This window comes from Dyella marensis, assembly GCF_049532885.1.
Classification (GTDB): Bacteria; Pseudomonadota; Gammaproteobacteria; order Xanthomonadales; family Rhodanobacteraceae; genus Dyella_D; species Dyella_D marensis.
Genome location: NZ_CP064029.1, coordinates 911,351 through 936,469, shown reverse-complemented (window position 1 = coordinate 936,469; position 25,119 = coordinate 911,351). Strand labels below are relative to the sequence as shown.

Sequence of the window (25,119 nt, the reverse complement as noted above, 5' to 3'; positions counted from 1 at the left end):
ATGGATTATCGCCACTGCATCCGCGGCCCACCATGGCACCCATCACCCATCACCCATCACCCGCCTCCATCCAGGAACCCGCCATGCGCGCCTACCAGCTCAACCAGTTCGGCACCGAGCATCTCGCCATCGTCGACCAGCCCGCCCCGCACCCCGGCCCCGGCCAGGTGCTGGTGAAGATGGAAGCGGCCTCGCTCAACTTCCGCGACCACCTGATGGTCAACGGCCAGCTCTACCGCGACGTGGCGCTGCCGATGACGCCGGTGTCAGACGGTGCCGGCACTGTGCTTGAGGTCGGCGAAGGCGTCACCCGCTTCAAGCCGGGCGATCGCGTCAGCACCTTCTACAAGGCGCGCTGGCTGGCCGGCGGCATGCGGCCCGAATGGGAAGGCGCCGACCTGGGCGGCCCCGGCCCCGGCGCGATGCGCGAGCTGGCCTGCTACGACGCCTATGCGCTGGCCCATGCGCCCGCGCATATGAGCGCCGTGCAGGCGGCCACGCTGCCGATCGCCGCGCTTACCGCATGGACGGCGCTGGAGCAGGCCCGGCTCACCACCGGGCAGAGCGTGCTGCTGCTCGGCACCGGCGGCGTGTCGCTGTTCGCGCTGCAGCTGGCGAAAGCGCGCGGGGCGAAGGCGATCCTGCTGTCGTCCAGCGACGAGAAGCTGGAGCGCGCCAAGGCGCTGGGCGCCGATATCGGCATCAACTACGCGAAGCTGCCGGAGTGGGGCGCGGCGGTGCGCGAAGCCAATGGCGGGCGCGGCGTGGATGCGGTGATCGAAACGGTGGGCGCGTCGACGTTCGCGCAGTCGGTGGACGCGGTGGCGATGCATGGCTTTATCGGCATCGTCGGTTTCATGGGCGGCCGCGAGGCGGCGCTGCCGCTGGTGCCGGCGATTCTCAAGCGCGTGCATCTGCAGGGGATTTCCGTCGCCTCGCTGGAGGAGCACGAACGGATGGTGCGGGCGCTGGAGGCGATGCGGCTGGAGCCGGTGGTCGATGCGGTATATGGGTTTGGGGAGTTGCGCGAGGCGTTCGAGGAGATGGCCGGAGGGAAGCACTTCGGCAAGATTGCGATCGATTTCGCGAGGTGATCCTCAACCTGCACGGAGGAATCCTTCTCCCTCCGGGAGAAGGTGCCGGCAGGCGGATGAGGGTTCGGCCGAAGCGGTGCACATCACTCTTGCGCTCCGCCCGTACCCTCACCCCAACCCCTCTCCCAAGGGGAGAGGGGCTTCAGCACTAGGCACCGATCGCCTGCCCCGTCTTCCGCCGATACGCCCGCAACACCTGATCCATCACCCACGTCGTGCGCGCGCCGCTCTCGGCAGTCGAAGGACACACGCCCTTCTCCCCCAGCAACTCCCGCACGATCGTCTCGATCAACGGCTGCTGGATATGCGCAGGATTCGCTACGCGATACTCGCGCACACCCTCCTTCGTCTCCACCACGATCGGCCCGTCGCCGAAGGTGGCAAAGCGCATGCTGCCCTTGTCGCCGATCACCTCGATGCAGTCGTGGTGCTTGTAGCTGTCGAAATTCCACAGCCCCGTGCCCAGCACGCCGCTGTCGAAGGCGAACGACATCGCCACCGTATCCTCCGGCGGATACGCGCCCAGCTGGTTGCCCGCATGCCCTTCGGCCGACACGATCGGCCCGAACAGCCAATCGAGGATGTCCAGCGTGTGGCAGCCGATATCCATGAACACGCCGCCGCCGGAAATCGAAGGCACCACGTGCCAGGGCAGGTTCGCGCCGTCGTGGTAGCGCGGATGGTGCGGCTCGTACAGCACGGTGTTGACCACGCGCGGCGCGCCGATGGCCTGCTCGCCGAACAGCAGCTCGCGCACCCGGTGGAAGCGCGGCAGCATGCGGCGGTAATAGGCGACGAACACCGGCACCTTCGCTTCCGCACCGGCGCGCAGGATCGCCTCGCACTCCGCGTGATCCAGCGCCATCGGCTTTTCCACATACACCGGCTTGCCCGCGGCGATGCTCATCAGCGCGTACTGCTTGTGCGTCGACGGCGGCGTGGCGACATAGACCGCATCCACTTCCGGATCGGCTATCAGCGCCGCCGCATCGTCATACCAGCGCGGCACGGCATGGCGCTGCGCATAATCCCTGGCCTTGGCGCCATCGCGGCGCATCACCGCCACCAGCGCGGAATGCGGCGCCTGCTGAAAACCGGGGCCGCTCTTGACCTCGGTGACGTTGCCGCAGCCGATGATGCCCCAACGGATCATGTTTGCTTCGCCGCTCATCGGATCTCGAATTCCTTGCTGATGAATTGCTGGTGCCAGGCGTGGTACTGGTCCACTTCCGGATGGCGCGCGCGTTCGGCGATATGCGCTTCCAAGGCGGCGCGCACATCCGGCGCCAGGCTCGCCAGGTAATCCGGCGTGTACTGGCGATGGTCGAGCACGCCGAAGTGGCAGGTCGGCGCATGCGCGCTGGAATGGAAGCCCAGGTGGATGGTGATGCGCCGCTGCCGCAGCACGCCGGCATAGCCGCGATGCACGGCGTAGTTGTTGTAGAACGCCGCCTGCCCGGGCTGCAGCACCAGCTGCATGCCCTGCGCCAGTTCCGGCTGCGCATCGACCGGCGCGATGCGCGGATCGCCGCCGAAGATGCGCCGCTCCGCTTCGTCGTACGGGCGGCGATGGCTGCCGGGCACGATCCACAGGCAGGGGTCGCAGGTGAGCGGGATATTCACCTGCACGTAGTTGTAGCGGTACGCGTCGCTGAACCAGCGCGGGTCGATCTGCTCGTCCGGCACCTGCATCAGGTCGCGGTGCCAGCCCTGGCGGTAGTCCACGCCCGCATCGGCGTAGAACAGCGAAGCGCCGTCGATCACGATGCCGTCGCCGAGCAGGTCCGCCGCGATGGCGCGCAGGGCCGGATGGCAGATCACGTCCTGGATCGCGCGCACGTCCTTACCCGGCTGCAGGAACTGCAGGTTCATCATGCGGCCGCGCTCGCCGCGTTCGGCGCGGGCGCGTTCCACGCCGCCGACGTAGCGCGCGACGTCGTCCGCGCTCAAGGCGTCGCGGATCAGATAACCCTGGCGATGGAACTGTTCGCGCTCCGCCGCGGTGAGCATGCAGCGCACTCCTGGAAAGACTTGCTGGGCGCCTCGGCGCCGTACTGGCCGGCGATTCTGGGCGCGGGCTCTCGCAGGGTCAATCGCGCAGCGGTCAATCGCGCGCCGGACGCAGGCGCAGGCGCAGGTCCTGGCCCAGCATGCGCTGGTCCTGCACGCGCAGGTTCCAGCGCGCGCCCATGTCCTGCAGCGTGGGCAGGTGCAGCAGCGGACGCGCGCTGTCGCCCAGCAGCATTGGCGCGACATAGAGCAGCAGCTCGTCCGCCAGGCCCGCCGCGAGCAGCGCGCCGCACAAGGTGGGGCCCGCTTCGACATGCACCTCGTTGCAGCCGCGCGCGGCGAGCAGGGCCAGGGCGGCGGACAGGTCCAGGCCGCCATCGGCTGCCGGCACGGCGGCCAGATCCACGTTCTGCAGATGCGCCGGCACCACGGCGCCTTCCGCATGCAGCAGCAGGGTCGGCGCACTGCCGTCCAGCACGTGGCTGCCGGCCGGCGTGCGCAGGCTGCGGTCCAGCACCACGCGCAGCGGCGGCGCGAACGGTGCGTCGATGCGCGCGGTGAGGCGCGGATCGTCCGCCAGCACGGTGCCGCTGCCGGCCAGGATGGCCGAGCTGCGCGCGCGCCAGCGCTGCACGTCGGCGCGCGCGGCTTCGCCGGTGATCCACTTCGATGCGCCGTTGGCCAGCGCGGTGCGGCCGTCCAGGCTCATCGCCAGCTTCACGCGCACCCACGGGCGTCCCCGCTCGATGCGGCTGAAAAAGCCGACGTTCAATTCGCGCGCAGCCTCGCGCATCAGGCCGAGTTCGATCGCGATGCCGGCATCGCGCAGCTTGCCGATGCCGCGGCCGGCCACCTGCGGGAACGGATCCTCGGCCGCCACCACCACGCGCGCCACGCCGGCGGCCACCAGCGCATCCGCGCAGGGCGGCGTGCGGCCATGGTGGGCGCAGGGTTCCAGGGTGACGTAGGCGGTGGCGCCGCGGGCGCGTTCACCGGCGGCGCGCAGCGCGAACACTTCGGCATGCGGCTCGCCGGCGCGCGGGTGAAAGCCCTCGCCCACCACCGTGTCGCCATGGGCGATCACGCAGCCCACGCGCGGATTCGGCTGGGTGGTGAACAGGCCGCGCTCCGCCAGCCGCAGGGCCTGCGCCATCAGGGTGTGATCGGTGGGGGTGAAGCTGGACATGGCGTCCCCTTGTGCGTGGGACGAAAGAGTCTATGCGAAGCCGCGCCGGCGCCGCGCCGTCATTTCTTGCCGCGGCGCACGCCCGCCTCACCCAGCAGCGAGAGCTGCAGGCTTTCCAGCCCCGGCAGGTCGCGCTCGAGCTTTTCGATTTCCTCGCGGAAGGCCTGCACGTCCTCGAACTTGCGGTAGACCGAGGCGAAGCGCACGTAGGCCACCTGGTCGAGCTTCTTGAGCTCGCGCATCACCAGCTCGCCCACCTGGCGCGAAGGCACTTCGCGCTCGCCGCTCTTGCGCAGGTCGTTGACGATGGTGCGTACCGCCACGTCCACCGCGTCGCTGGCCACCGGCCGCTTCTGCAGGGCGCGCTCGAAGCTCACGCGCAGCTTGCGTTCGTCGAAGGTCTCGCGGCGCTCGCCGCTCTTGACGATGGCGGGCAGCTTCAGCTCGGCGGTTTCGAAGGTGTTGAAGCGCTCGCCGCACTGGGGGCATTCGCGTCGCCGGCGCACCGTGGTGCCGTCGTCGGCCAGACGCGAATCGATCACACGGGTGTCTTCATGCTGACAAAAAGGGCAATGCATGGGGCGCCATTAGACGTTCAGTTGAGCCGCCGTACAACCCGGCGTGCTTCCGGCGAGGCCGGAAGCGCGCGGGATGCGGGGACTTTTACGACGATCGGCCCCTTTTCCGGATCGTCGCAACGCGCCCGCTGGCGGCGAGGATGTCAGCCGTAAACCGGGAACTTACGGCACTGCGCCGTCACCTGCTCGCGCACCTTGGCCAGCACCGCCTCGTCGTTCGGCGCGTCCAGCACGTCGCAGATCCAGCCGGCCAGCGCGGCCACGTCGGCCTCCTGGTAGCCGCGCGTGGTGACCGCCGGCGTGCCGATGCGCAGGCCCGAAGTGACAAACGGCTTGCGCGGGTCGTTCGGCACGGCGTTCTTGTTCACCGTGATGTGCGCCTTGCCCAGCGCTTCTTCCGCGTCCTTGCCGGTGACGTCGCGGCCGATCAGGTCGACCAGCATCAGGTGGTTCTCGGTGCCGCCGGACACGATCTTGTAGCCGCGCTCGATAAAGGTGCGCGCCATGGCCTTGGCGTTCTTCACCACCTGCTGCTGGTAGCTCTTGAACGACGGGTCCAGCGCCTCCTTGAAGGCCACCGCCTTGGCGGCGATCACGTGCATCAGCGGGCCGCCCTGGATGCCGGGGAATACGATCGACTGCAGCTTCTTTTCGATTTCCTCACCCGCGTCCTTCGCCACGATGATGCCGCCGCGCGGGCCGCGCAGGGTCTTGTGGGTGGTGGAGGTGACCACGTGGGCGTGCGGCAGCGGGCTGGGATACACGCCCGCGGCGATCAGGCCGGCGACGTGGGCCATGTCCACGAACAGGTAGGCGCCGACCTTGTCGGCGATGGCGCGGAAGCGCGCCCAGTCCATCACCTGCGAGTAGGCGCTGAAGCCGGCCACGATCATCTTCGGCTTGTGCTCCAGGGCCAGGCGCTCGACTTCGTCGTAGTCGACCAGGCCGTGCTCGTTCACGCCGTACTGCACGGCGTTGAGGATCTTGCCGGACAGATTGACCTTGGCGCCGTGGGTAAGGTGGCCGCCGTGGGCCAGGCTCATGCCGAGGATGGTGTCGCCCGGGTTGAGCAGGGCGAAGTACACCGCCTGGTTGGCCTGCGAGCCGGAATGCGGCTGCACGTTGGCGTAGGTGGCGCCGAACAGCTCCTTCAGGCGCTCGATGGCGAGGCGCTCGGCCACGTCCACGTATTCGCAGCCGCCGTAGTAGCGCTTGCCCGGGTAGCCTTCGGCGTACTTGTTGGTCAGCACGCTGCCCTGGGCCTCCAGCACGCGCGGGCTGGCGTAGTTCTCGGAGGCGATCAGCTCGACGTGGTCCTCCTGCCGGCGCGCCTCGTCGGCCATGGCCTGGGCCAGCTCATCGTCGAAGCCGGCGATCGTCTCGTTCTTGGCAAACATCCTGACCTCTGCGGGTGGCGGCGGGGAGTGGAAGCCAGAAATTGTAGCGCCCGGGGGGTTGGGGGGCCACCTTGGGAAGGCTCCGAAACCGCATACCGGCGCCAACCTCCGGGGGGAATCCTTCTCCCTCCGCGAGCACGCGGGGAGGGCACAGGGATGTGCCCGGCTTTGAGGAGCGAGGAAGGTGGCGGTAGCCGGATGAGGTTACGGGCGGAGCGGTGCACATCACTCTTGCGCTCCGCCCGCACCCTCAACCCAACCCCCTCCCAGGGGGAGAGGGGCTTTACGGCGGGCCACCGCCGACACCATCACGTAGCTGATGATCATCAGCAGCAGCCAGGAGCCGAGCTTGCTAAGCGGGACCACGCTCCAGCCGTCCCGCTGAGCCGGATAGCGCCAGGCCGCGGCGAAGGTGCCCACGTTCTCGGCCAGCCAGATGAACGCGGCCACCAGCACGAAGCCCAGCAGCAGCGGCATGCGCCGGTGCTCATGGCGCACGCGGAAATGCACCCAGGTGCGCCCGAACAGCACCGCCACCGCGCCGAACAGCAGCCAGCGCAGATCCGCCGCGAAGTGGTGGGTAAAGAAATTGACGTAGATCGCCAGCGCCAGCCACGCCGTCGCCGCGAACGGCGGATGCCGCACGAAGCGGAACTCGAACAGCCGCCAGGCCCGCGCGATATAGCTGCCGACCGCCGCGTACATGAAGCCGGTGAACAGCGGCACGCCGCCGATGCGCAGCAGCGAGGGCTCCGGGTATTCCCACGAGCCCATGGCGGTCTTGAACACTTCCATGGCGGTGCCGGTGAGGTGGAACAGCAGGATGACGGCCGCTTCCTCGCGCGTCTCCAGCCGCAGCGCCAGCAGCAGGCACTGCAGGGCGAACGCGGCCAGCACCAGGAAGTCGTAGCGGGCCAGCCAGGCGCCGGCCGGGTAGCACGCCCAGGTCAGCAGCAGCAAGGCCAGCATGCAAGCACCGAACAGGCAGGCCCAGGCCTGCTTGAGGCCGAAGCAGACCAATTCGTGCAGCGCCAGCGCCCAGGCGCCGCGCGGCGCGGCCCAGCCCTGCGCCCAGGCGTCCAGCCGCCACAGGCCGCGGGGTGCGGCCGATACCAGGGAATCCATGCGGGCGCGCTCCATAGCGGGTGATGGCGCGCCAGCCTGCGGGCCGGGCATGGCCCTGGTGCGCCAAGGCATGGCGCGGGCCGGGCGCGGCGCGGGCCGTCACCGGGACGACGCGCCGACCGGCTATAATCCCGGGTTTCACCCAACGCCCTAGCGCCTCCGTCCGCCTCGCGGGCCGGCGGCGCACGCCTCCGGAGGCTCCATGCAGTACATCTACACCATGAACGGGGTCAGCAAGATCGTTCCCCCGAAGCGCCAGATCATCAAGGACATCTCCCTCTCGTTCTTCCCCGGCGCCAAGATCGGCCTGCTGGGCCTCAACGGCGCGGGCAAGTCCACGGTGCTGCGCATCATGGCCGGCGTCGACACCGATTTTCAGGGCGAGGCCCGCCCGCAGCCGGGCATCAAGGTCGGCTACCTGGCGCAGGAGCCGCAGCTGGACGCCGAGAAAACCGTGCGCGAGGCGGTGGAAGAAGGCGTGTCGGTGATCATGGACGCGCAGAAGCGCCTGGAAGAGGTCTACGCGGCCTATGCCGAGGAAGGCGCCGACTTCGACAAGCTCGCCGCCGAGCAGCAGGAGCTGGAGAACATCCTGGCGGTGAACGACGCCCACGCGCTGGAGCGCCAGCTCGAAGTGGCCGCCGACGCGCTGCGCCTGCCGCCGTGGGACGCCAAGATCGGCCCGCTGTCGGGCGGCGAGAAGCGCCGCGTGGCGCTGTGCCGCCTGCTGCTGTCCAAGCCCGACATGCTGCTGCTGGACGAGCCTACCAACCACCTGGACGCCGAGTCGGTGGACTGGCTGGAGCAGTTCCTGCAGAACTACCCCGGCACCGTGGTGGCGGTCACCCATGACCGCTACTTCCTGGACAACGCCGCCGAGTGGATTCTCGAGCTGGACCGCGGCCGCGGCATTCCGTGGAAGGGCAACTACACCGAGTGGCTGGAGCAGAAGGACGCCCGCCTGAAGCAGGAAGCCAGCCAGGAGAAGTCGCGCCAGAAGGCGATCGAGAAGGAGCTGGAGTGGGTGCGCTCGGCCGCCAAGGGCCGCCAGTCCAAGGGCAAGGCGCGCCTCAACCGCTTCGAGGAGCTGAACTCGGTCGAGTACCAGCACCGCAACGAAACCAACGAGATCTTCATCCCGCCGGGCGAGCGCCTGGGCCAGGAAGTGATCGAGTTCAAGAACGTCTCCAAGGCCTTCGGCGACCGCCTGCTGATCGACGACCTGTCGTTCAAGGTGCCGCCGGGCGCCATCGTCGGCGTGATCGGCCCGAACGGCGCCGGCAAGTCCACGCTGATGAAGCTGATCACCGGCAAGGAGCAGCCCGACTCCGGCGAAGTGAAGCTCGGCCACACCGTCAAGCTGGCCTACGTCGACCAGTCGCGCGGCATGCTCGATGCCAAGAACAACGTATGGCAGGAAGTGTCCGGCGGCCTGGACATCCTCAGCATCGGCAACTTCGAGATCCAGTCGCGCGCCTATATCGGCCGCTTCAACTTCAAGGGCACCGACCAGCAGAAGATCGTCGGCAACCTGTCGGGCGGCGAACGCGGCCGCCTGCACCTGGCCAAGACCCTGCTGCAGGGCGGCAACGTGCTGCTGCTCGACGAGCCGTCCAACGACCTGGACGTGGAAACCCTGCGCGCGCTGGAAGACGCGCTGCTGGAATTCCCCGGCTGCGCGATGGTGATCTCGCATGACCGCTGGTTCCTGGACCGCATCGCCACGCACATCCTGGCGTTCGAGGGCGACTCGCACGTGGAGTTCTTCCCTGGCAACTACAACGAGTACGAGGCGGACAAGAAGCGCCGCCTGGGCGACGAGGCGGCCAAGCCGCATCGTGTGAAGTACAAGAAGCTGGCGTAAGCACTCCGACTCCCTCTCCCCTCCGGGGAGAGGGTTGGGGTGAGGGGCTGGGCGGAGCGTAGAAGCAGAAGCAGCAAGCAAGCCGCACCCTGCTTATCCTTCCCAACAAGCCCATACCCTCAAAAAGAGCCACGCTCCAAACACCCGTTACCGCAAGACCCGCCCCTCACCCTGCCCTCTCCCCGGAGGGGAGAGGGGTGAGAGGATGAGGCAAGGGAGTAAAGACATGCACTTCATGCAATCCCTGCAAGCCGCATGGCATCGCCACCGCTCCCTGGTCTGCGTCGGCCTCGACCCCGAGCCGGCAAAATTCCCCGCCCATCTGCGCGGCGACGCCGACGCCGTCTTCAAGTTCTGCGCCGCCATCGTCGACGCCACCGCCGACCTGGCCTGCAGCTTCAAGCCGCAGATCGCGCACTTCGCCGCTCTCCGTGCGGAAGACGCGCTGGAACGCCTGATCGCGCACATCCACGCCAAGCACCCCGGCGTGCCGGTGATCCTCGACGCCAAGCGCGGCGACATCGGCAGCACCGCGCAGCATTACGTCACTGAGGCGTTCGAGCGCTACGGCGCCGATGCGGTGACGATCAACCCGTACATGGGCCGCGATTCGGCGCAGCCGTTCCTGGACCGCGCCGACAAGGGCGTGATCCTGCTCTGCCACACCTCCAATCCCGGCGCGTCGGACCTGCAGGATCTCGACGTCGGCGGCCGCCCGCTGTACCAGCGCGTCGCCGAAATGGTCGCGCGCGAGTGGAATACGCACGGCAACTGCGCCCTGGTCACCGGCGCCACCTGGCCGGAGCAGCTGGCCGAAGTGCGCGCGCTGGTGGGCGACGTGCCGCTGCTGGTGCCGGGCATCGGTGCGCAGGGCGGCGACGTGGAGGCGGTGGTCAAGCATGGCCGCAGCGCCGACGGCACGGGCCTGATGATCAGCTCCTCGCGCGCCATCCTGTATGCCGGCCAGGGCGAGGATTTCGCCGACGCCGCGCGCAAGGCCGCGCAGGAACTGCGCGACGGCATCAACCGCTACCGCTGAGCGCTTTTCCCGCCGCGCGCCGCGCGGCATAGTCGGGTCTTTCTTTTCGCAGGGAAAAACGCATGCGCGCTTTCGATCCGAACCGGCGCCAGTGGCTGCGCGCCGCCGGCTTCGGCCTCGCCGCCACCGCCGTCGGCGCCCTGCCCTTCGCCGCTCGCGCCGCCGCGCGCTCCCGCCTGATCCTGCTCGGCACCGCCGGCGGCCCCACGCCGAAGCCCGACCGCGCCGCGCCCGCCAGCGCCGTGGTGGTGGACGGCGTCATCTACGTAGTCGACTGCGGCAACGGCGTGGCGCGGCAGATGGTGCAGGCGAAGCTCGACCTCGGCGCGATCCGCCACGTCTTCCTCACCCACCAGCATTCCGACCACGACGCCGACTACGGCAACCTGCTGTGGCTGGCCTGGGCCGCGCGCCTGCATACGCGCGTGGACACCTGGGGACCGCCGCCGCTGGCGGCGATGACGCGCGACTTCCTGCGCATGAACGACGTCGACATCCAGATCCGCATCAAGGACGAGGGCCGCCCGCCGCTGGCGCCGCTGATCGTGCCGCATGAACTGAATAAGGGCGGCGTGGTGCTGCAGGACGAGCGCGTCAAGGTCACCGCCGCGCTGGTGGCGCATCCGCCGGTGGTGCCGGCGTTCGCCTATCGCTTCGACTGCCCGGATCGCTCGATCGTGTTCTCTGGCGATACGCGCCCCACGTCCGCGCTGATCGAACTCGCACGCAACGCCGACGTACTGGTGCACGAGGTGATGTATCAACCGGCGCTGGAAAAGCTGATCGCCTCCGAACCGAACGCCGCCCGCCTGCGCGAACACCTGCTGGCCAGCCACACCACCACCGAGCAGGTGGGACGCGTCGCCACCGAAGCCGGCGTCAAGACGCTGGTGCTGAATCACTTCGTGCCGGGTGGCGATGCGTCGCTCACCGATGAGGTCTGGCGCGACGCCGTGGCCCCGCACTTCAAGGGCCGGCTGGTGGTGGGCCGCGACCTGATGGAGCTGTAAGTCAGTCCGTCGCGGCCACGGCCGCACCGATAGCCGGGCGGGGACGCTGCAGCCGCGCACGCAACCACCGCTCGCACGGCGCCGACAGATAACGCTCCACCGCCACGCCGAGCAGCCAGCACAGCAGCAGCGCGGGCACATACCACAGCCACCCGCGCGACATGTCGCCGCCACTGGCGCGGAACAGCCGCACCGCGCCGTACACCACGAACATATGGGTGAGGTAGATCTCGTAGCTCAGCTGCCCCCAGCGGCGCAGCCAGCCGAAGCCCGGCAGCGGCCGCGCCGCCCCGCGCTGGCGGCAGGCCACCAGCACGCACAGCGTGGAGAAGGTAAGCAGCAGCATCACGCCGTCCTGCAGCAGCGGCCACCAGAACGGCATGGCGATAAACACCGCGAACAGCCCGCTGGCACCGAGGATGCCCAGCGCCAGCGTGGCCCAGCGCGGCGCCTTCCAATGCGCCACCGCCAGCGCGCCGAGCACGCCGGTGCCGATCGCGGACATGCCGGGCAGATAGGCCTTCTCTTTCCATATCTCGCTGGCGTCGTCCAGCGACGACAGCAGCCACGGCAGCGCCATGGCCAGCGCGCACAGCAGCAGCGCCATCAGCGCATCGCGGCGCAGCAGCAGGCAGGCCAGCGGGAAGCCGAGGTAGAACACTTCCTCGATCGACAGCGACCACAGCACGTCCCAGTTGCCCGGCAGATAGCCGGTCTGGCCTTCGTACCAGTTCAGATGCAGGCCCAGCGCGGCCAGCACCGCGCGCGGCAGCGACTGGCCTTCGCGGTTGATCGCGTAGTCCTGCGCGCCGACCAGATGCAGCACGCTCAGCACGCCGACCAGGGCCAGCAGGCAGGGCACGATGCGCGCGAAACGCCGCGCATAGAAGTCGCGCAGGTCGATGCGCTCCAGCGCGCCCCAGCGGCGGATCGCATTGCCCGCGATCAGGAAACCGGAGATCACGAAGAACACGAATACCGCTTCGTAGCCGTTGAAATTCAGCGCGCTCAGCAGCCGCGCCGGCAGCACCTCGGCCAGCGCGGTCTTCTTCAGCGGTATGCGCAGGCCGAGGTGATGCAGCACCACCAGCAGGATGGCGATGCCGCGCAGCAGGTCGATGCCGGGATTGCGTTCAAGAGGCGAAGGCTTTGACGATGGCATCGACGGGTTTGCGCAACAGGGATTCGTTGAACATTAGCATCAGGCGGCCGTCGCGCGGCTCGACGATCATGATGTCGGCCTTGGCCAGGCGTTCCCGCAGGCCTTGCCGCCGCGGCTCGGCGATCTCGACGAAATGGATATTGGTGCCGTGCTCCACGCGGCGCACGGTGTAGCCGTCCAGCTTCGCCAGGCCGTCGAGCAGGCGGTCGCCGGCGGCGCGCACCCTGGCGAAGCGCTCCTCGAAGCCATGGAGCGCATCCAGCGCCAGCAGCGCGGGCTGCCAGCCGTGGTAGATGGTGCCGCCGAAGATATGCCGCGTATCGCGTGCCTTGGCCACGTTGGCCTTGGTTCCGGCGAGGATGGCGCCGAACGGCGCGCCCAGGTATTTGTAGAGCGACACGTAGACCGTATCGAACGGCGCCGCGTACTTCGCCGCGCCGAAGCCTTCGGCGCCGCTGTTCAACAGCAGGCGCGCGCCATCCAGATGCATGCCGATGCCCTTGGCGCGGGCGCGCTCGGCGATCGCCTGCACCACCTCGAACGGCACCATCGCGCCGTCGGCGCGGCGCACCGGGCTTTCCAGCGAGATCGCGCCGATCGGCAAGGGATAGGCGGCCTTCTCCGACACGGCGATGGCCGCGTTCACTTCGTCCAGCGTCGGCGCCGCGCGGTCCGGCGCCAGCGGCACCAGGTTGATCGCGCTCAGCGTGGTCACCGCATCGCTTTCGTCGCAGTAGACGTGGCTTTCCTGCTGCACCAGGGCGCGCTTCTTGTCGCCGCACAGCAGGCGGATGGCAACCTGGTTGGCCAGGGTGCCGGTGGGCATGAAGGCGGCGTCCTCCTTGCCCAGCAGCTGGGCGAAGCGCTGCTCCAGTTCTTCCACCGCGCCGCGTTTCAGATAGGCATCGCCGGCCTTGTCGCGGGTCTGCAGGATGGCATCCATGCGGGCGAGCACGTCGCGCCCGTAATGCGGCAGGTCGTCGCCCATCAGGATGACGCTGCGGTTGATGTGCTCCGGGTCCTGCGGACTCTTAGGCGAAGCGGCGGCCCATGCGGCTGGCGCGGCGGCCAGTGCGGCGAGCGAGCCCGCGGTCAATGAGGAACGGAGAAAGTCCCGACGGTCCATTGCTTGCGCCCCCGCTTGGCTGGTTGTCGGGGAACCCTAGCACTGGAAGCGGGCGGGCCTATCGGCCGAAGGTCATGGCGGACTAAGCCCCTCTCCCCTCGGGAGAGGGGTTGGGGTGAGGGTACGGGCGGAGCGCAAGAGTGACGTGCACCGCTCCGACCGAACCCTCATCCGGCTGCCGCCACCTTCTCCCAGAGGGAGAAGGATTCCAACTTGGAGACTGAGGGGCTAGGGGCTCGCCGCCGGCAGATCCGAAATCATCTGCTTCGCCAGCCCTTCATAGTCGTAGTCGAAATGATGATCGCCCGTCTTGCGATACACCTTGATCCACGCCGGCAAACCGGCGGTGGCGCAGATGGTGTCGTCCTCGTCGTCCTTGCCGTAGTAGCACGTCACCGGCGGATGGCCGTCCAGGGCGAGCAGCGGCGGGCGGGCGTCGTAGTGCTTCACCGGGTTGAGCAGCTGGAACAGGTTCTGCGTCTGCGTCTTGAACCAGCCCTCGACCATATAGCCCTGCATCTCGATCTCGTAGCTGACGTCCTTGCTCGGCGACAGCAGCACCAGCTGCGCGACGCGGGCGCGGTTCTCGGGCTTCAGCTTTTCGATGACCGACGGCAGCACGTCGGCGCCGAAGGAGAAGCCGATCAGCCACACGCGCTGCTTGCCCAGCCGGGCGGTGGACTGTTCGATCAGCGCGTCCAGGTCGGCAGCCGAGGCATCGGCATTGCTCTGGCGCCAGTAGTACTTGAGCAGGCTCACGCCCATCACCGGCACGCCGTGCTGGGCCAGGATGGCGCCGAGCTGCTTGTCCAGGTCGCGCCAGCCGCCGTCGCCGGAATAGAAAATGGCGACCACGTCGCCGCGTCCTTCCAGCGGCTTGGCACCCGGCGCGGCCGGCAGTTCGACCAGGGATTCGGCCATCGTCGCGTGGTGCCAGGGCTGCCACACGAGCGCGCCCGCGGCCGCGGCGGCGAGCACGAGGCCGCCGATGATCTTGGTGATTCGTTTCATCGGCGCACCATACCCGATAGGCCGCCGGAGATCAGGCTGGCGATATTGGCCAGCACCAGCGGCAAGGCGATGCCGGCGGGAACCGCGAGATAGCGCGGCTCCCACTCGGGATCGAATTTGTCCTTGTACTTGTGCAGGCCGCGGAAGTTGTAGAAGCGTTCGCCGCGGCCGAACACCAGCGCGCCCAGGCGGCTCCACAGCGGCGCGGTGCGCCGGTTCTGCAGGCCGGAGAACGGCGCCATGCCGAGGTTGAACCAGACGTAGCCTTCGGCGCGCGCCCACTGCATCAATTCGATGAACATGAAATCCATCACGCCGGACGTGCCGTCCGGCAGGTGGCGCATCAGATCCACCGAGGCTTCTTCCTTGCTGTCGGTGAGGAACAGGTTGGCGAAGGCCACCAGCTCCTCGCCCTTCCACACCAGGGCCATCGGCGTGCGCGCCAGGTAGGCCGGGTCGAAGGTGCCGAGCGAGAAGCCTTTTTCGCGCACGCCCTTGTCGCGCATCCAGGCATCGGAGATCGGCTTCAAGCGCGGGATCAGCGCGCCCACCTCGTGCGCCGGCACGATCTGCAGGCGCATGCCTTCGCGGGTGAGCTTGTTGATGGTGTTGCGCAGCACCTTCTTGGACTTGCCGTCGAGGTTGAAGCCGTCCAGCTTGACGCGCGCCTCCTCGCCGATCTTCAGCAGGTTCATGCCCACTTCCAGATACAGGTCCAGGTCCTGCGGCCGCACCTGGTAGAACAGCGGCCAGCCGCCGGCGCGTTCGCATTGCTCGCGGAAGGTCCACACCAGTTCGCGGCGCGCGTCTTCGTCCTCGCCGACCGGATCGCCCATGGCGACCCAGCTGCGGCCTTCCACGTCGTACATGATGAAGGCCCTGGCCTCGGCATCGAACAGCAGGGTCTTGTCGCCCATCAGCGCCAGGTGCGCCTGCGCCGAGGAATAGTGCTTGATCAGCGGCAGCGCGCGCGCCAGTTCCTCTTCGCCGGGCAGGTGCAAGTCGGGCCGCGCGGGGCGGATCAGATTGGCCAGCGCGAACAGCATGCCCACCGCCGCCGCGCCCACCAGCGCACGCAGCGCGCGCGGCGCACCGCCGTGATAGAAACTGAATTCCCACCACAGGTTGGTGCTGTACTCGACGTGCTTGTAGCTGAAGGACACCAGCCAGCCCGCGCAGCCGAGCACGGCGAGGATGGCGATGATCCAGCCCACCGAGAAGGTGGCGCTGAACAGCGAGGCGCGGCGATAGAACAGCCGGTGCGCCGGCGCCAGGCCCAAGGCCAGCAGCGAGAGCAGCGTGGCTTCCTCGTAGTCGATGCCCTTGAGCAGCGACAGCACCGCGCCGAGCAGCAGCAGCACCAGGGTCAGCACATAGGCCGCATCCAGCCGGCGCTGCAGGCCGCGCGCCAGGATCAGCAGCAGCATGCCGACCATGCTGGCCAGGAAGTGCGAGAACTCCAGCACCGGCAGCGGCAGCACGTGGCGCAGAATCTCCATGCGTCCCGGCAATGCGGACGTCGCACCGGAGAACAGCAGCACCGCGCCGGAGACCAGGGTGAGGCCGGCGAAGAACGGCGGCAGCAGGCCGGTGAACCACGGCGCCAGCGGCACCTTGCCGGCCACCCCGCGCGCCTCGCGCGCCAGCACCACTACGGTGGCGGCGCACAGCGGCAGGAAGTAGTAGATCAGGCGGTACGCGGCCAGCGCGCCGAGGATCGGCGCCTCCAGGCCTTCGTTGCCGGTGGCGCCGAAGCCGGCCAGCATCACCGCCTCGAACACGCCCAGGCCGCCGGGCACGTGGCTGACCAGGCCGGCGATCTGCGCCAGCACGAAGATCGCCATGAAGTGGCCGAAGCCGGTGTCCACCGCATTCGGCATCAGCAGGTACAGCACCCACGCGGCCAGGCCCCAATCCACCGCGCCGGTAAGAATCTGCCGCGCCGCCGTGGGCGTGGACGGCCAGCTCACGCGCCATCGCCACAGGCGCAGCGGCTGGCGCAGCACCTGGCTGCCGGCCAGCCACAGCACGGGAATGAGGGTGAGCACGATCGCCACCGGAATGCGCAGGCTGGCCATCGGCACCGTCGGCGGCACCGGCACCAGCAGCAGGGTCACGCCGGTGAGCGCGAACAGGCCGAGCCAGAAACTGGCCGTGCAATACAGCACCACCTTGGCCACCTCGGCGGTGGACAGGCCGGCCTGGATATAGAAGCGGTAGCGGATCGACCCAGAGATCAACAGGGCCATGCCCAGCGCGTTGCTGAAGGCGTAGCTGATGAAGGAGATCAGCGTGACCTGGGCGCGCGGCAGCTTGCGGCCGATCGAGGCCAGGCCGAACCAGTCGTACAAGGTCATCACGCCGTAGCTGGCCGCGGTGAGCAGCATGGCCAGCACGATGCGGTGGTTTTCCAGGCCGTGCACGTAGCGCGCGACTTCGCGGTAGCTGACCTGGCTGGCCAGCGAGCGCAGCGCCCACAGCGCCAGGCAGAGCATGCCGACCGAAAGCAGCGGACCGGCGAGCCGGCGCAGCCACGCCCCGCGAGGGCGCGTCAGGGCTTCTGCCGGCTCTGGAGCGTCCGCCCCTCTCTGCTCCACCACTCGACCCAAGGCCTCCACGAATGATTCAAGGCATGCGCCTGCACGCCGGGCGTTACTGCCACCGGTCCGCGCGCCATGCGCCTGGCGGCCGCGAGCACGAAGCCTCGTCCACCACGGTCGGCAAGCATAGCGTGTCGAACCTGTCTGCGGTCCGTCGTTTCCCGGCTGTCCCCCTGGCCGCCGCGCTGCGCGGGCATGGAGCACATGCGGGTGCGCGGCCGCGGAACGGTCGCGCCAGTGTAAGACGAACAACGCAGCGGAAAATGACAACGGCCGGACAAGCCGGCCGTCGTCTTCCCGGCCGCCGGTTCACCGGCGGTATGGGCAAGGAATTACGCGTTCGCGCTGCCGCGCGCCAGGCGGGCCACCCAGCGGTACAGCACCACCACGATCGCGATGAAGGCCAGGCCGCCGAGGACCTCCGCCGTATTGGCGAACGAGGGCGATACCAGGGCCAGCGGCGCGCCCTTGCCGGAGAACGCCACGATCGCGGCAATCACCACGCCGATGATGCTCTCGCCCACGATCAGGCCGGAGGCGAGCAGCACGCCCAGCTGCTTGGTGGCCTCGGGCTTCGGACCGCGGTCGGCGCGGCGGTCGAACAGCCAGCCCACCACCGAGCCGACCACCACCATCAAGGTGCTGGCCGTGGGCAGGTAGATGCCCAGGCCCACCGCCAGCGGCGGGATGCGCATCCTGGTGGTGCGCGCCAGGATGGCGTCGACCACGATCACCGCCACGCCGATGCCGATGCCGGTGGTGATCAGGCCCCAGTCGATGTTGTTGGTGATCACGCCCTGCGCCAGCGCCGAGATCAGGCCGGCCTGCGGCGCGGGCAGCGCGGCGGGGCCGGCGCCGGGCACGCCGGCGAAACCGTAGGCCTTGTTGAGCAGGTCCAGCACCGGCGGGATCACCGCGGCGCCGGCGATCACGCCGATCACCAGCGCCACCTGCTGGCGCCACGGCGTGGCGTCGACCAGCTGGCCGGTCTTGAGGTCCTGCAGGTTGTTGTTGGCGATGGCGGCCACGGTGAAGATCACCGCGGTGGTGAACAGCGCGAACGCCACCAGCGCCTTGCCGGCCTCGGCCGGCACGTACGGCTTCACGCCCGCCACCAGCAGCAGCGCGGCGCCGATCACCACCAGGATGCCCACGCCCGACAGCGGGCTGTTGGACGAACCGATCAGGCCGGCCATGTAGCCGCATACGGTGGACACGAAGAAGCCCATCAGCACCACGTAGGCCACGCCGCCCACCGCCAGCACGGCGAGGTGGTCGCCCAGGCCGCTGCTGTTGGCGAAGTAGCCGAGCAGCCAGGCGATCGGCACGAAGCAGGCCAGGGTGATCAGGCCGACGATGCCGATCGGGATGTCCTGCTCGGTGCGCGGCAGCGAAGCGGCGTTGCCGGCCTTGCGCACGCGCGAGGCGGCCATGGCCGAGGTGAGGCCGCTGATCACCGGCTTGACCAGCTTGGCCAGGGTCCAGATGGCGGACACGCCGATGGCACCGGCGCCGACGTAGCGCACCTTGTGGCTCCAGGTGGCCTGGGCCAGCTCGGCCACGCCGCCGGCGACGTGCTCGAACGGCGAATAGAACGGCACGCCCCAGCCCCAGCCGATCAGCGCGCCGACCAGCATGGCGATACCGACCGACAGGCCGACCAGGTGGCCGATCGCGAACAGCGCGAAGGAAAGATTGAAGTCGAAGCCGCTGACCGAGCCCTTGTCGCCGACGCGGAAGTAGCTGATCACGTCCGAGGCGAACACCTGGGTGGCCACCACCACGGCGAACACCGCCGAGACCACCGAACCCCACAGCACCGCCAGCAGGCCGGCCCTGCCCTCTTCCACGCTGCCGCCGGCCTCGTGCTCGCCGCTGCCGACCTTCAGCACTTCGGCGCAGGCGATGCCTTCCGGATACGGCAGGTCGGAATTGGTGACCAGGGCGCGGCGCAGCGGGATCGAATACATCACGCCCAGGATGCCGCCGAGCGCGCATACCGCGAACGAGGTCCAGAACGGGAAGCCGGTCCACCAGCCGATCATGATCATGCCGGGCAGCACGAAGATGATCGAGGACAAGGTGCCGGCCGCCGAGGCGATGGTCTGCACCACGTTGTTTTCCTGGATGGTGGATCCGCGCATCGCGCGCAGGATCGCCATCGAGATCACCGCCGCCGGAATCGAGGTGGCGAAGGTGAGGCCGGCCTTGAGGCCGAAGAAGACGTTGGCGGCGGTGAACACCAGGGTGAGCAGTACGCCGAGGATCACGCCGCGTACGGTCAATTCCTTGCGCACGTCGGCGACAGCCGGCAGCGCGCTCACGAGTGCTTTCCTTTCATGCTGGAGTTCTCCCCATGGAGTAGTAGTTCGGTTTTATCGGCGGCATTGGAATGAGACGGCGGCCGCTCGCCGATCACTGTCCTGAATCGTCCTAGATTTGCCACATTTTCGCCCTGGAGCAAAGAGCGTGTGCGGCAAAGGCCGTACCGTAGCCTGTCGCCGCCTGCATCCGAACCATCAGGAAAAAGCCCAACGTCCCGGAAAATCGGAAACTGCCTACCAGAAAACTTGATTCTCCCTTGCCGGGCGCCGCCGCATACTCGCGGCTCCCCATGGACCCGAGGTATCCCCATGCCCGCCCCGCATCCCGACGCCATCGACGGCCTCGACACGCACTTCGCGCCGGAACATCCGCTGGCCGCGCTGAGCGGCTTCTACCGCGCCTTCAACCAGCGCGACCTGGAGGCGATGGCGCGCAACTGGTCGCACGACGAGGCGGCGTCGATGAGCAATCCGCTGGGCGGCATCGAGCGCGGATGGTCGCGCATACGCGCGGTGTACGAGCGCATCTTCCTGGGCGAGGCGCACGTGCGCGTGGTGTTCCACGACTACACCTTGCATGAATTCGGCTTGCATGAATTCGGCGACGCCTTCCTCGCGGTGGGGCGCGAACGCGGCGTGCTGGAGCGTGGCAATACCAAGCTGGAACTGGCCATCCGCACCACGCGCCTGTACCGGCGCGTGGACGGACAGTGGCGGCAGTTCCATCACCATGGGTCGTTCGAGGATCCGGCGCTGCTGGAGGCCTACCACGAGGCGGTGCGCTGAGCGCTCAGCCCGCACCGGCGCTGCTGCGGCTGCTCGCCACCGAGATGCGCCCCGGGAATTCGCCGCCGGCCCTGCTCTGTTCGAACCATTGGCGGCCATGCAGGCTGGCCAGCTGCGGGTGCGCGAGGTAGCGCCCCGCGTAGTCCGCCAGCTGGCGCCAGCGCTGCGCGTCCTGGCGCAGCTGGGTGAGGTGGGCGCGCAGCTGGCCGCCGGACGGCGTGCCCAGCCAGCCGGCGCCGGCCCATTCCCGTACGAACTGGCGCAGTGCGACCGCCGCGGTCCAGGCTGCGGATGCCTGCGCCAGCGCGTTGGCGCGGATCGCCTGCAGGCGCTCGGGCTGGAAGCGCGCCAGCCCTTCGTCCTCCAGCGCCAGCGGGCTGTTGCCCTGCAGGTCGTTGAGCAGGCGGTCGAGCTGGGTGTTGGGATAAATCCGCGAGGTATCCGCCTCAGGATTGCTCCGTACTCCGAAAATTGCCTTCTCCATCTTGCTTTCCTCGCACTTTGCTACTAGCGAATAAATCTAATAAATACAAGGAAATACCATCACAAGTTGACAATCTAAACAATTAGAAATTGCCTACTCGGCGGGTCAGATCATCAACAATGGCGCTCGTCTTACGTGCTCGACCACCGTTGTTTCCGACCCCCGCGCAACGTGCCGCCCAGGCCGTCCGCGGCACCGCGAGAAGGAGCCTCTTTTGGCAATGAACGGGTTTTCCCAGCGTCTGCATCTGGCCATGGACCTGATCGGCATGAGCAAGGGCCGTGGCCGCACGACCCGCCTGGCCGACATGTTCGGCGTATCGCGCGAGACGGCACGCAAATGGCTCAGCGACATGGCCCGCCCCGAAACCAAGCGCATGACCGAAATCGCCGGACGCTTCGGCGTCAGTTTCGAATGGCTGGCCACCGGGCGCGGCGAGCCGAAGGGCTTCATGAAGGTGCAGGACGCCGCGGCGCCGTACCGGGTGGACCATCGCGAGCAGGCGCGCCTGTTCGGGCTGATCGGCCGGCTTACGCGGGATCAGCGCAAGGCCTTGCTGGTGATCCTGGAGCAGATGGTGAAGAAGGAATAAGGCCTGGCACGGCGCATGAAAAAAGCCCGCTCGTTCGAGCGGGCTTTTTTCTTATGCAGCAATGCGCGGGCGATCAGTGCGCGTTGACCACGATGTCCACGATCAGGCCGGTGGCGACGGCGGTGAGGAAGATCTGGCCGTCGTCGTCGCGCACGTAGCGATAGCCCGGTTCCGGACGGCGCAGGTGGTAATGCTCGTAGTCGGTCACGTAGTAGGTGCGCTCGTAGTAGCGGTCCGGCAGGCGCTCGCCGCGGCGGTAGGCGTGCTTCTCCCAGCCGCGGTGCTGGCCGTTGTCGTGGCGGCCTTCGTCCTTCGGATTGTGGCCGCGGCCATGATCGTGGTCGTGATCCCAATCGTGGTCCTGCGGCGCGGCCCAGGCGGCGGCGCTGGTGACGAGCAGTGCGATGGCGGTGGTCAGACCCAGCAGGCGTTTCATGGCGGCTCCGTACCCTCGAGGGGCGTTGATGGCATGCGGCTGCGTGGCAGCCGGGAGCGATGCTAGCGCCGGCAAGCTGAATTGCCCTGGCTGCCGCGCGCAACCGCGGCTGAACCGGATTGTGGATTGGGCAAAAAATAAGGATCCGCGTCGCCGCGGATCCTTCGATTGGTGGGCCGTGACAGATTCGAACTGTCGACCAACGGATTAAAAGTCCGCTGCTCTACCGGCTGAGCTAACGGCCCATGCGCTCAAAAAGCCAAGCGCGCGATTTTAAGGTCAGCGCGCCTGGGGCACAAGCAAACCGCCTCAGGCGTAGCGCGTGGGATCGGGCAGGCCGGCTTCGCGGAAGCCCTGCGCGCGCAGGCGGCAGGCATCGCAATGGCCGCAGGCGCGGCCCTGCGCATCGGCGTTGTAGCAGCTCACGGTTTCCGCGAAATCCACGCCCAGGCGCGCGCCTTCGCGCGCGATGTCCGCCTTGCTCATGCGCATCAGCGGCGCGTGCACGCGGATGCCGGCGCCTTCGACGCCAGCCTTGGTGGCCACGTTGGCAAGCTGCTCGAAGGCCTCGATAAAGGCCGGCCGGCAATCCGGATAGCCGGAATAATCGACCGCATTGACGCCGCACCAGATGTCGCTGGAACCGAGCACCTCGGCCCAGCCCAGCGCGATCGACAGCATGATGGTGTTGCGCGCCGGCACGTAGGTAACCGGGATGCCGCCGGCTTCGCCGTGCAGGTCGGCGTCGAGCGGCACGTCGATGTCGGCGGTGAGCGCCGAGCCGCCGATCGAGCGCAGGTCGACCTGCACCGTCTTGTGTTCCACCGCGCCGAGCAGGCGCGACACGCGCGCCGAGGCTTCCAGTTCCGAACTGTGGCGCTGGCCGTAAGCCACGCTCAGCGCGTGCACCTGGTAACCCTGTTCGCGTGCGATGGCGATGGTGACGGCGGAATCCATGCCGCCGGAGACGAGCACGACGGCCTTGCGGGGAGAACTTTCAGACATGGCGACATCCACTTCAGAGTCAGGCCGGTCACCGGCCGGAGAGCGCCACCGGCAGCACAGGCCGGCGCGCGGAAACTGCTATGCGCCAGCGCGCCTCGGCGCGCGGACGAATCAATGCCCCGGCGCGTCGTTCCACAGCAGCTTGTGCAGCTGCAACTGGAAGCGCACCGGCAGCTTGTCCTCGATGATCCATTCGGCGAGCTCGCGCGGGTTCACCTTGCCGTGCACCGGCGAGAACAGCACCATGCAGCGCCGGTCGATGGCGTGCGTGGCGACCGCTTCGCATGCCCATGCGTAGTCCGCGCGGCTGGCCAGCACGAACTTCACCTGGTCGTGCGGCAGCAGGTGGTCCAGGTTGGACCACAGGTTGCGCGCGCTCTCGCCGGAGTCCGGCGCCTTCAGGTCCATCACCTTGCGCACGCGCGGATCGACCGCGGCCACGTCGAGCGCGCCGGAGGTTTCCAGCGATACCTCGTAGCCGGCATCGCACAGCCGCTGCAGCAGGATCAGGCAGCGCTTCTGCGCCAGCGGCTCGCCGCCGGTGACGCAGACGTGCTTGGCGCCATGCGAGGCCACCTCGGCGAGGATGTCATCGATGTCGCGCCAGCCGCCGCCGTAGAACGAATACTCGGTGTCGCACCACACGCAGCGCAGCGGGCAGCCGGTGAGGCGCACGAACACGGTGCGCCAGCCGATCGCATCGGCCTCGCCCTGGATCGAGTGGAAGATCTCGGTGATGCGCAGCCGCTCGGCCATGGCCGGCGTCGACGTGGTGGACGCCACGTTCGCGTTGCCTTCGCTCACCGCCGGAACCTCAGTTGGCCGGCTGCTGCTGCAGTCGGCGCAGCCGCTCCTGGGCCAGGCTGGCGGCCTTGGAACCCGGATACCTGGTGGTCACCGACTTCAGCGTGGCCTTGCCCTGCTCGGCCTGCTTCAGTTCCAGCTGGCTGTAGCCGAGCTTGAGCATCGCATCGGGCGCCTTGTCGCTCTGCGCGTACTGCGAGAGCAGGCGCTGGAAGGTCTCGGCCGCGAGCGGGTAGTTCATGGTCCCGTAGTAGGACTCGCCCAGCCAGTAGAACGCATTCGGCATCAGCGGGCTGTCGGGGTACTGCTGGATGAAGCCGCGGAAACCGCGCGAGGCGGCCACGAAGTCGCCGTTGCGCAGCGACTTGAAGGCGGTGTCGTAGGCGGCCTGCGCACCGGTCTGGTCGCCCGGCGCGGCGGCAGGCGCCTTGGTGTCGCCGGGCTTGCCCTTGGTGTCGGCAGCTGCAGCCGCCGCGGCGGGCGCGGCATGGGTGCTGCCGGCGGAGGCAGGCGCGGCGTTCGCGTCGCTGCCGGTGGCGGCGGCATGGTTGCCGGCGCCGCTTTCGAGGCGGCCGATACGCGAATCGAGATCCGTGTACTGCGCCTTGTTGGAATCCTTCAGTTCCTGCAGCTGGTGCTGCAGTTCTTCGATCTGGCCCTGCATCTGCCGCATCTGCGCCTGCAGTGCCTGCATCTGGTTGACCATGCCGACGCCGCCCTGGTCCTGGTTCTGCGCCTGCTGCTCGAGCCGCGCGACGCGGTCGGCAAGGCTGAGGCGGGAATCCTGCGCCAGTGCGGGAACGGCAAAAAGCATGGCGGACGCTATCGCGCCCGCCATGCCGAGCCGCCTGGCCGTGTAGCTGTTAGCCAGTCGCTGCTTCATGCTTACTTCGCCGTGTAGACGATCTCGACGCGGCGGTTCTTGCCCCAGCAATCCTCGTTGTGCTCACGGCACACCGGCTTCTCCTTGCCGTAGCTGATCACGTTCAGCTGGCTGGCCGAACCGCCGGCGGCGGTCAGGGCGCTGGAGACAGCGTTGCCGCGGCGCTCGCCGAGGCCCAGGTTGTACTCGCGGGTGCCGCGCTCGTCGGTGTTGCCTTCCAGGCGGATCTGGGCAGTCGGGCGGTCCTGCAGGTACTTGGCGTGGCACGCCATGATCTGCTGGAACTCCGGCTTGATCTCGTCCTTGTCGAAATCGAAGTACACGACGCGCTGACGCAGGCAAGCGTCACGGTCGAGATCTTCCGGGGTGTACTTGCCCGAGGTCGGCTGCTGGCTGGTGGCCACCGGGGTGGTGTCCGCCGGGGTCTGCGGCTTGACTTCCTGCTTCTTCGAGCATGCGGCCGCGCCAACGCAGAGCAGGGCGACCAGGGCGACGCGAACGGTCTTATTCATGGTGGACGTTCCTTCAAACGGGTTTGAGTTCCGACAGTCAATAGCGATTGCGGTTACAGGACAGTGATCGCCGGTGGACCGGCTGTTATTG

23 protein-coding genes and 1 tRNA gene are annotated in these 25,119 nt (G+C 68.2%); 6 read left to right on the top strand and 18 right to left on the bottom strand.

Translation table 11 applies throughout. The features are described 5' to 3' along the window. Positions 1-83: 83 nt before the first annotated feature. Entirely contained in the window at positions 84-1,094 is a 1,011-nt protein-coding gene (locus ISN75_RS04020) for an NAD(P)-dependent alcohol dehydrogenase (RefSeq protein WP_343819345.1), read from the top strand. Positions 1,095-1,242: 148 nt separating this feature from the next. On the opposite strand, the gene ISN75_RS04015 is transcribed toward ISN75_RS04020, so the two are convergent. The 6 genes from ISN75_RS04015 to ISN75_RS03990 form a co-directional block, all read right to left on the bottom strand. Further along, on the bottom strand, positions 1,243-2,265 hold the full coding sequence (locus ISN75_RS04015) for a Gfo/Idh/MocA family oxidoreductase (RefSeq protein WP_343819346.1): 1,023 nt from the start codon (positions 2,263-2,265) through the stop codon (positions 1,243-1,245). Beyond that, positions 2,262-3,104, bottom strand: coding sequence for a phytanoyl-CoA dioxygenase family protein (locus ISN75_RS04010; RefSeq protein WP_343819347.1), 843 nt, complete (start codon positions 3,102-3,104; stop codon positions 2,262-2,264). Before ISN75_RS04010 ends, ISN75_RS04015 begins: the two co-directional genes overlap by 4 nt. A gap of 94 nt (positions 3,105-3,198) precedes the next feature. Further along, positions 3,199-4,257 carry a bifunctional diaminohydroxyphosphoribosylaminopyrimidine deaminase/5-amino-6-(5-phosphoribosylamino)uracil reductase RibD gene (ribD, locus tag ISN75_RS04005; protein ID WP_423385164.1) on the bottom strand — a complete coding sequence of 353 codons (1,059 nt, stop codon included), beginning with the start codon at positions 4,255-4,257 and terminating at the stop codon, positions 3,199-3,201. A gap of 92 nt (positions 4,258-4,349) precedes the next feature. After that, positions 4,350-4,868, bottom strand: coding sequence for a transcriptional regulator NrdR (nrdR, locus tag ISN75_RS04000; protein ID WP_167252362.1), 519 nt, complete (start codon positions 4,866-4,868; stop codon positions 4,350-4,352). 143 nt (positions 4,869-5,011) lie between these two features. Then, positions 5,012-6,265 (bottom strand): serine hydroxymethyltransferase, encoded by a 1,254-nt coding sequence (glyA, locus tag ISN75_RS03995; protein ID WP_343819349.1) that lies wholly within the window; start codon positions 6,263-6,265, stop codon positions 5,012-5,014. Between the two features lie 225 nt (positions 6,266-6,490). Beyond that, positions 6,491-7,390 (bottom strand): DUF817 domain-containing protein, encoded by a 900-nt coding sequence (locus tag ISN75_RS03990; RefSeq protein ID WP_343819350.1) that lies wholly within the window; start codon positions 7,388-7,390, stop codon positions 6,491-6,493. A gap of 202 nt (positions 7,391-7,592) precedes the next feature. Between ISN75_RS03990 and ettA the strand changes: the two genes are divergently transcribed. The 3 genes from ettA (at position 7,593) to ISN75_RS03975 (ending at position 11,303) form a co-directional block, all read left to right on the top strand. Further along, entirely contained in the window at positions 7,593-9,254 is a 1,662-nt protein-coding gene (gene ettA, locus ISN75_RS03985; RefSeq protein ID WP_167252365.1) for an energy-dependent translational throttle protein EttA, read from the top strand. Between the two features lie 226 nt (positions 9,255-9,480). After that, complete coding sequence (gene pyrF / locus ISN75_RS03980; RefSeq protein ID WP_343819351.1) at positions 9,481-10,293, top strand: orotidine-5'-phosphate decarboxylase; 813 nt, start codon at positions 9,481-9,483, stop codon at positions 10,291-10,293. A gap of 62 nt (positions 10,294-10,355) precedes the next feature. Then, positions 10,356-11,303 (top strand): MBL fold metallo-hydrolase, encoded by a 948-nt coding sequence (locus ISN75_RS03975; RefSeq protein WP_343819352.1) that lies wholly within the window; start codon positions 10,356-10,358, stop codon positions 11,301-11,303. Position 11,304: 1 nt separating this feature from the next. Here ISN75_RS03975 and ISN75_RS03970 read toward each other — a convergent pair whose 3' ends face one another. The 5 genes from ISN75_RS03970 to ISN75_RS03950 all read right to left on the bottom strand — a co-directional run bounded on the left by ISN75_RS03970 (position 11,305) and on the right by ISN75_RS03950 (position 19,526). Then, positions 11,305-12,465, bottom strand: a complete 1,161-nt coding sequence (locus ISN75_RS03970) for an acyltransferase (protein WP_343819353.1) — start codon at positions 12,463-12,465, stop codon at positions 11,305-11,307. Then, positions 12,437-13,591, bottom strand: coding sequence for a threonine aldolase family protein (locus ISN75_RS03965; RefSeq protein WP_343819354.1), 1,155 nt, complete (start codon positions 13,589-13,591; stop codon positions 12,437-12,439). The genes ISN75_RS03970 and ISN75_RS03965 overlap by 29 nt, the downstream gene beginning before the upstream one ends. 228 nt (positions 13,592-13,819) lie before the next feature. Further along, the gene (locus tag ISN75_RS03960) at positions 13,820-14,602 is read right to left on the bottom strand and encodes an AcvB/VirJ family lysyl-phosphatidylglycerol hydrolase (RefSeq protein WP_343819355.1); all 783 of its coding nucleotides are present in this window, start codon (positions 14,600-14,602) and stop codon (positions 13,820-13,822) included. Next, positions 14,599-17,199 (bottom strand): bifunctional lysylphosphatidylglycerol flippase/synthetase MprF, encoded by a 2,601-nt coding sequence (gene mprF, locus ISN75_RS03955; protein WP_423385163.1) that lies wholly within the window; start codon positions 17,197-17,199, stop codon positions 14,599-14,601. The genes ISN75_RS03960 and mprF overlap by 4 nt, the downstream gene beginning before the upstream one ends. A 335-nt stretch (positions 17,200-17,534) precedes the next feature. Beyond that, complete coding sequence (locus tag ISN75_RS03950) at positions 17,535-19,526, bottom strand: OPT family oligopeptide transporter (protein WP_167252372.1); 1,992 nt, start codon at positions 19,524-19,526, stop codon at positions 17,535-17,537. A 309-nt stretch (positions 19,527-19,835) separates the two neighbouring features. On the opposite strand from ISN75_RS03950, the gene ISN75_RS03945 reads away from it, so the two are divergent. Then, positions 19,836-20,312, top strand: a complete 477-nt coding sequence (locus ISN75_RS03945) for a YybH family protein (protein ID WP_167252373.1) — start codon at positions 19,836-19,838, stop codon at positions 20,310-20,312. Between the two features lie 4 nt (positions 20,313-20,316). On the opposite strand, the gene ISN75_RS03940 is transcribed toward ISN75_RS03945, so the two are convergent. Continuing rightward, positions 20,317-20,796, bottom strand: coding sequence for a hypothetical protein (locus tag ISN75_RS03940; RefSeq protein ID WP_343819356.1), 480 nt, complete (start codon positions 20,794-20,796; stop codon positions 20,317-20,319). Between the two features lie 220 nt (positions 20,797-21,016). Here ISN75_RS03940 and ISN75_RS03935 point away from each other — a divergent pair, with 220 nt between their 5' ends. Next, positions 21,017-21,388 (top strand): transcriptional regulator, encoded by a 372-nt coding sequence (locus ISN75_RS03935; protein WP_167252375.1) that lies wholly within the window; start codon positions 21,017-21,019, stop codon positions 21,386-21,388. A gap of 73 nt (positions 21,389-21,461) precedes the next feature. Here ISN75_RS03935 and ISN75_RS03930 read toward each other — a convergent pair whose 3' ends face one another. From ISN75_RS03930 to pal, 6 genes are all read right to left on the bottom strand, one after another. Then, complete coding sequence (locus tag ISN75_RS03930) at positions 21,462-21,824, bottom strand: RcnB family protein (protein WP_167252376.1); 363 nt, start codon at positions 21,822-21,824, stop codon at positions 21,462-21,464. Positions 21,825-21,993: 169 nt separating this feature from the next. Then, a tRNA-Lys gene (locus tag ISN75_RS03925) sits at positions 21,994-22,069 on the bottom strand. 64 nt (positions 22,070-22,133) lie between these two features. Then, positions 22,134-22,829: a 7-cyano-7-deazaguanine synthase QueC gene (gene queC, locus ISN75_RS03920; protein WP_167252377.1), complete on the bottom strand. Its 696-nt coding sequence runs from the start codon at positions 22,827-22,829 to the stop codon at positions 22,134-22,136. 111 nt (positions 22,830-22,940) lie between these two features. Continuing rightward, positions 22,941-23,585, bottom strand: a complete 645-nt coding sequence (gene queE, locus ISN75_RS03915; protein WP_168648192.1) for a 7-carboxy-7-deazaguanine synthase QueE — start codon at positions 23,583-23,585, stop codon at positions 22,941-22,943. 58 nt (positions 23,586-23,643) lie between these two features. Continuing rightward, positions 23,644-24,516, bottom strand: coding sequence for a tol-pal system protein YbgF (gene ybgF / locus ISN75_RS03910; protein WP_210427748.1), 873 nt, complete (start codon positions 24,514-24,516; stop codon positions 23,644-23,646). Between the two features lie 2 nt (positions 24,517-24,518). Beyond that, complete coding sequence (pal, locus tag ISN75_RS03905) at positions 24,519-25,028, bottom strand: peptidoglycan-associated lipoprotein Pal (RefSeq protein WP_167252378.1); 510 nt, start codon at positions 25,026-25,028, stop codon at positions 24,519-24,521. Positions 25,029-25,119 lie beyond the last annotated feature (91 nt).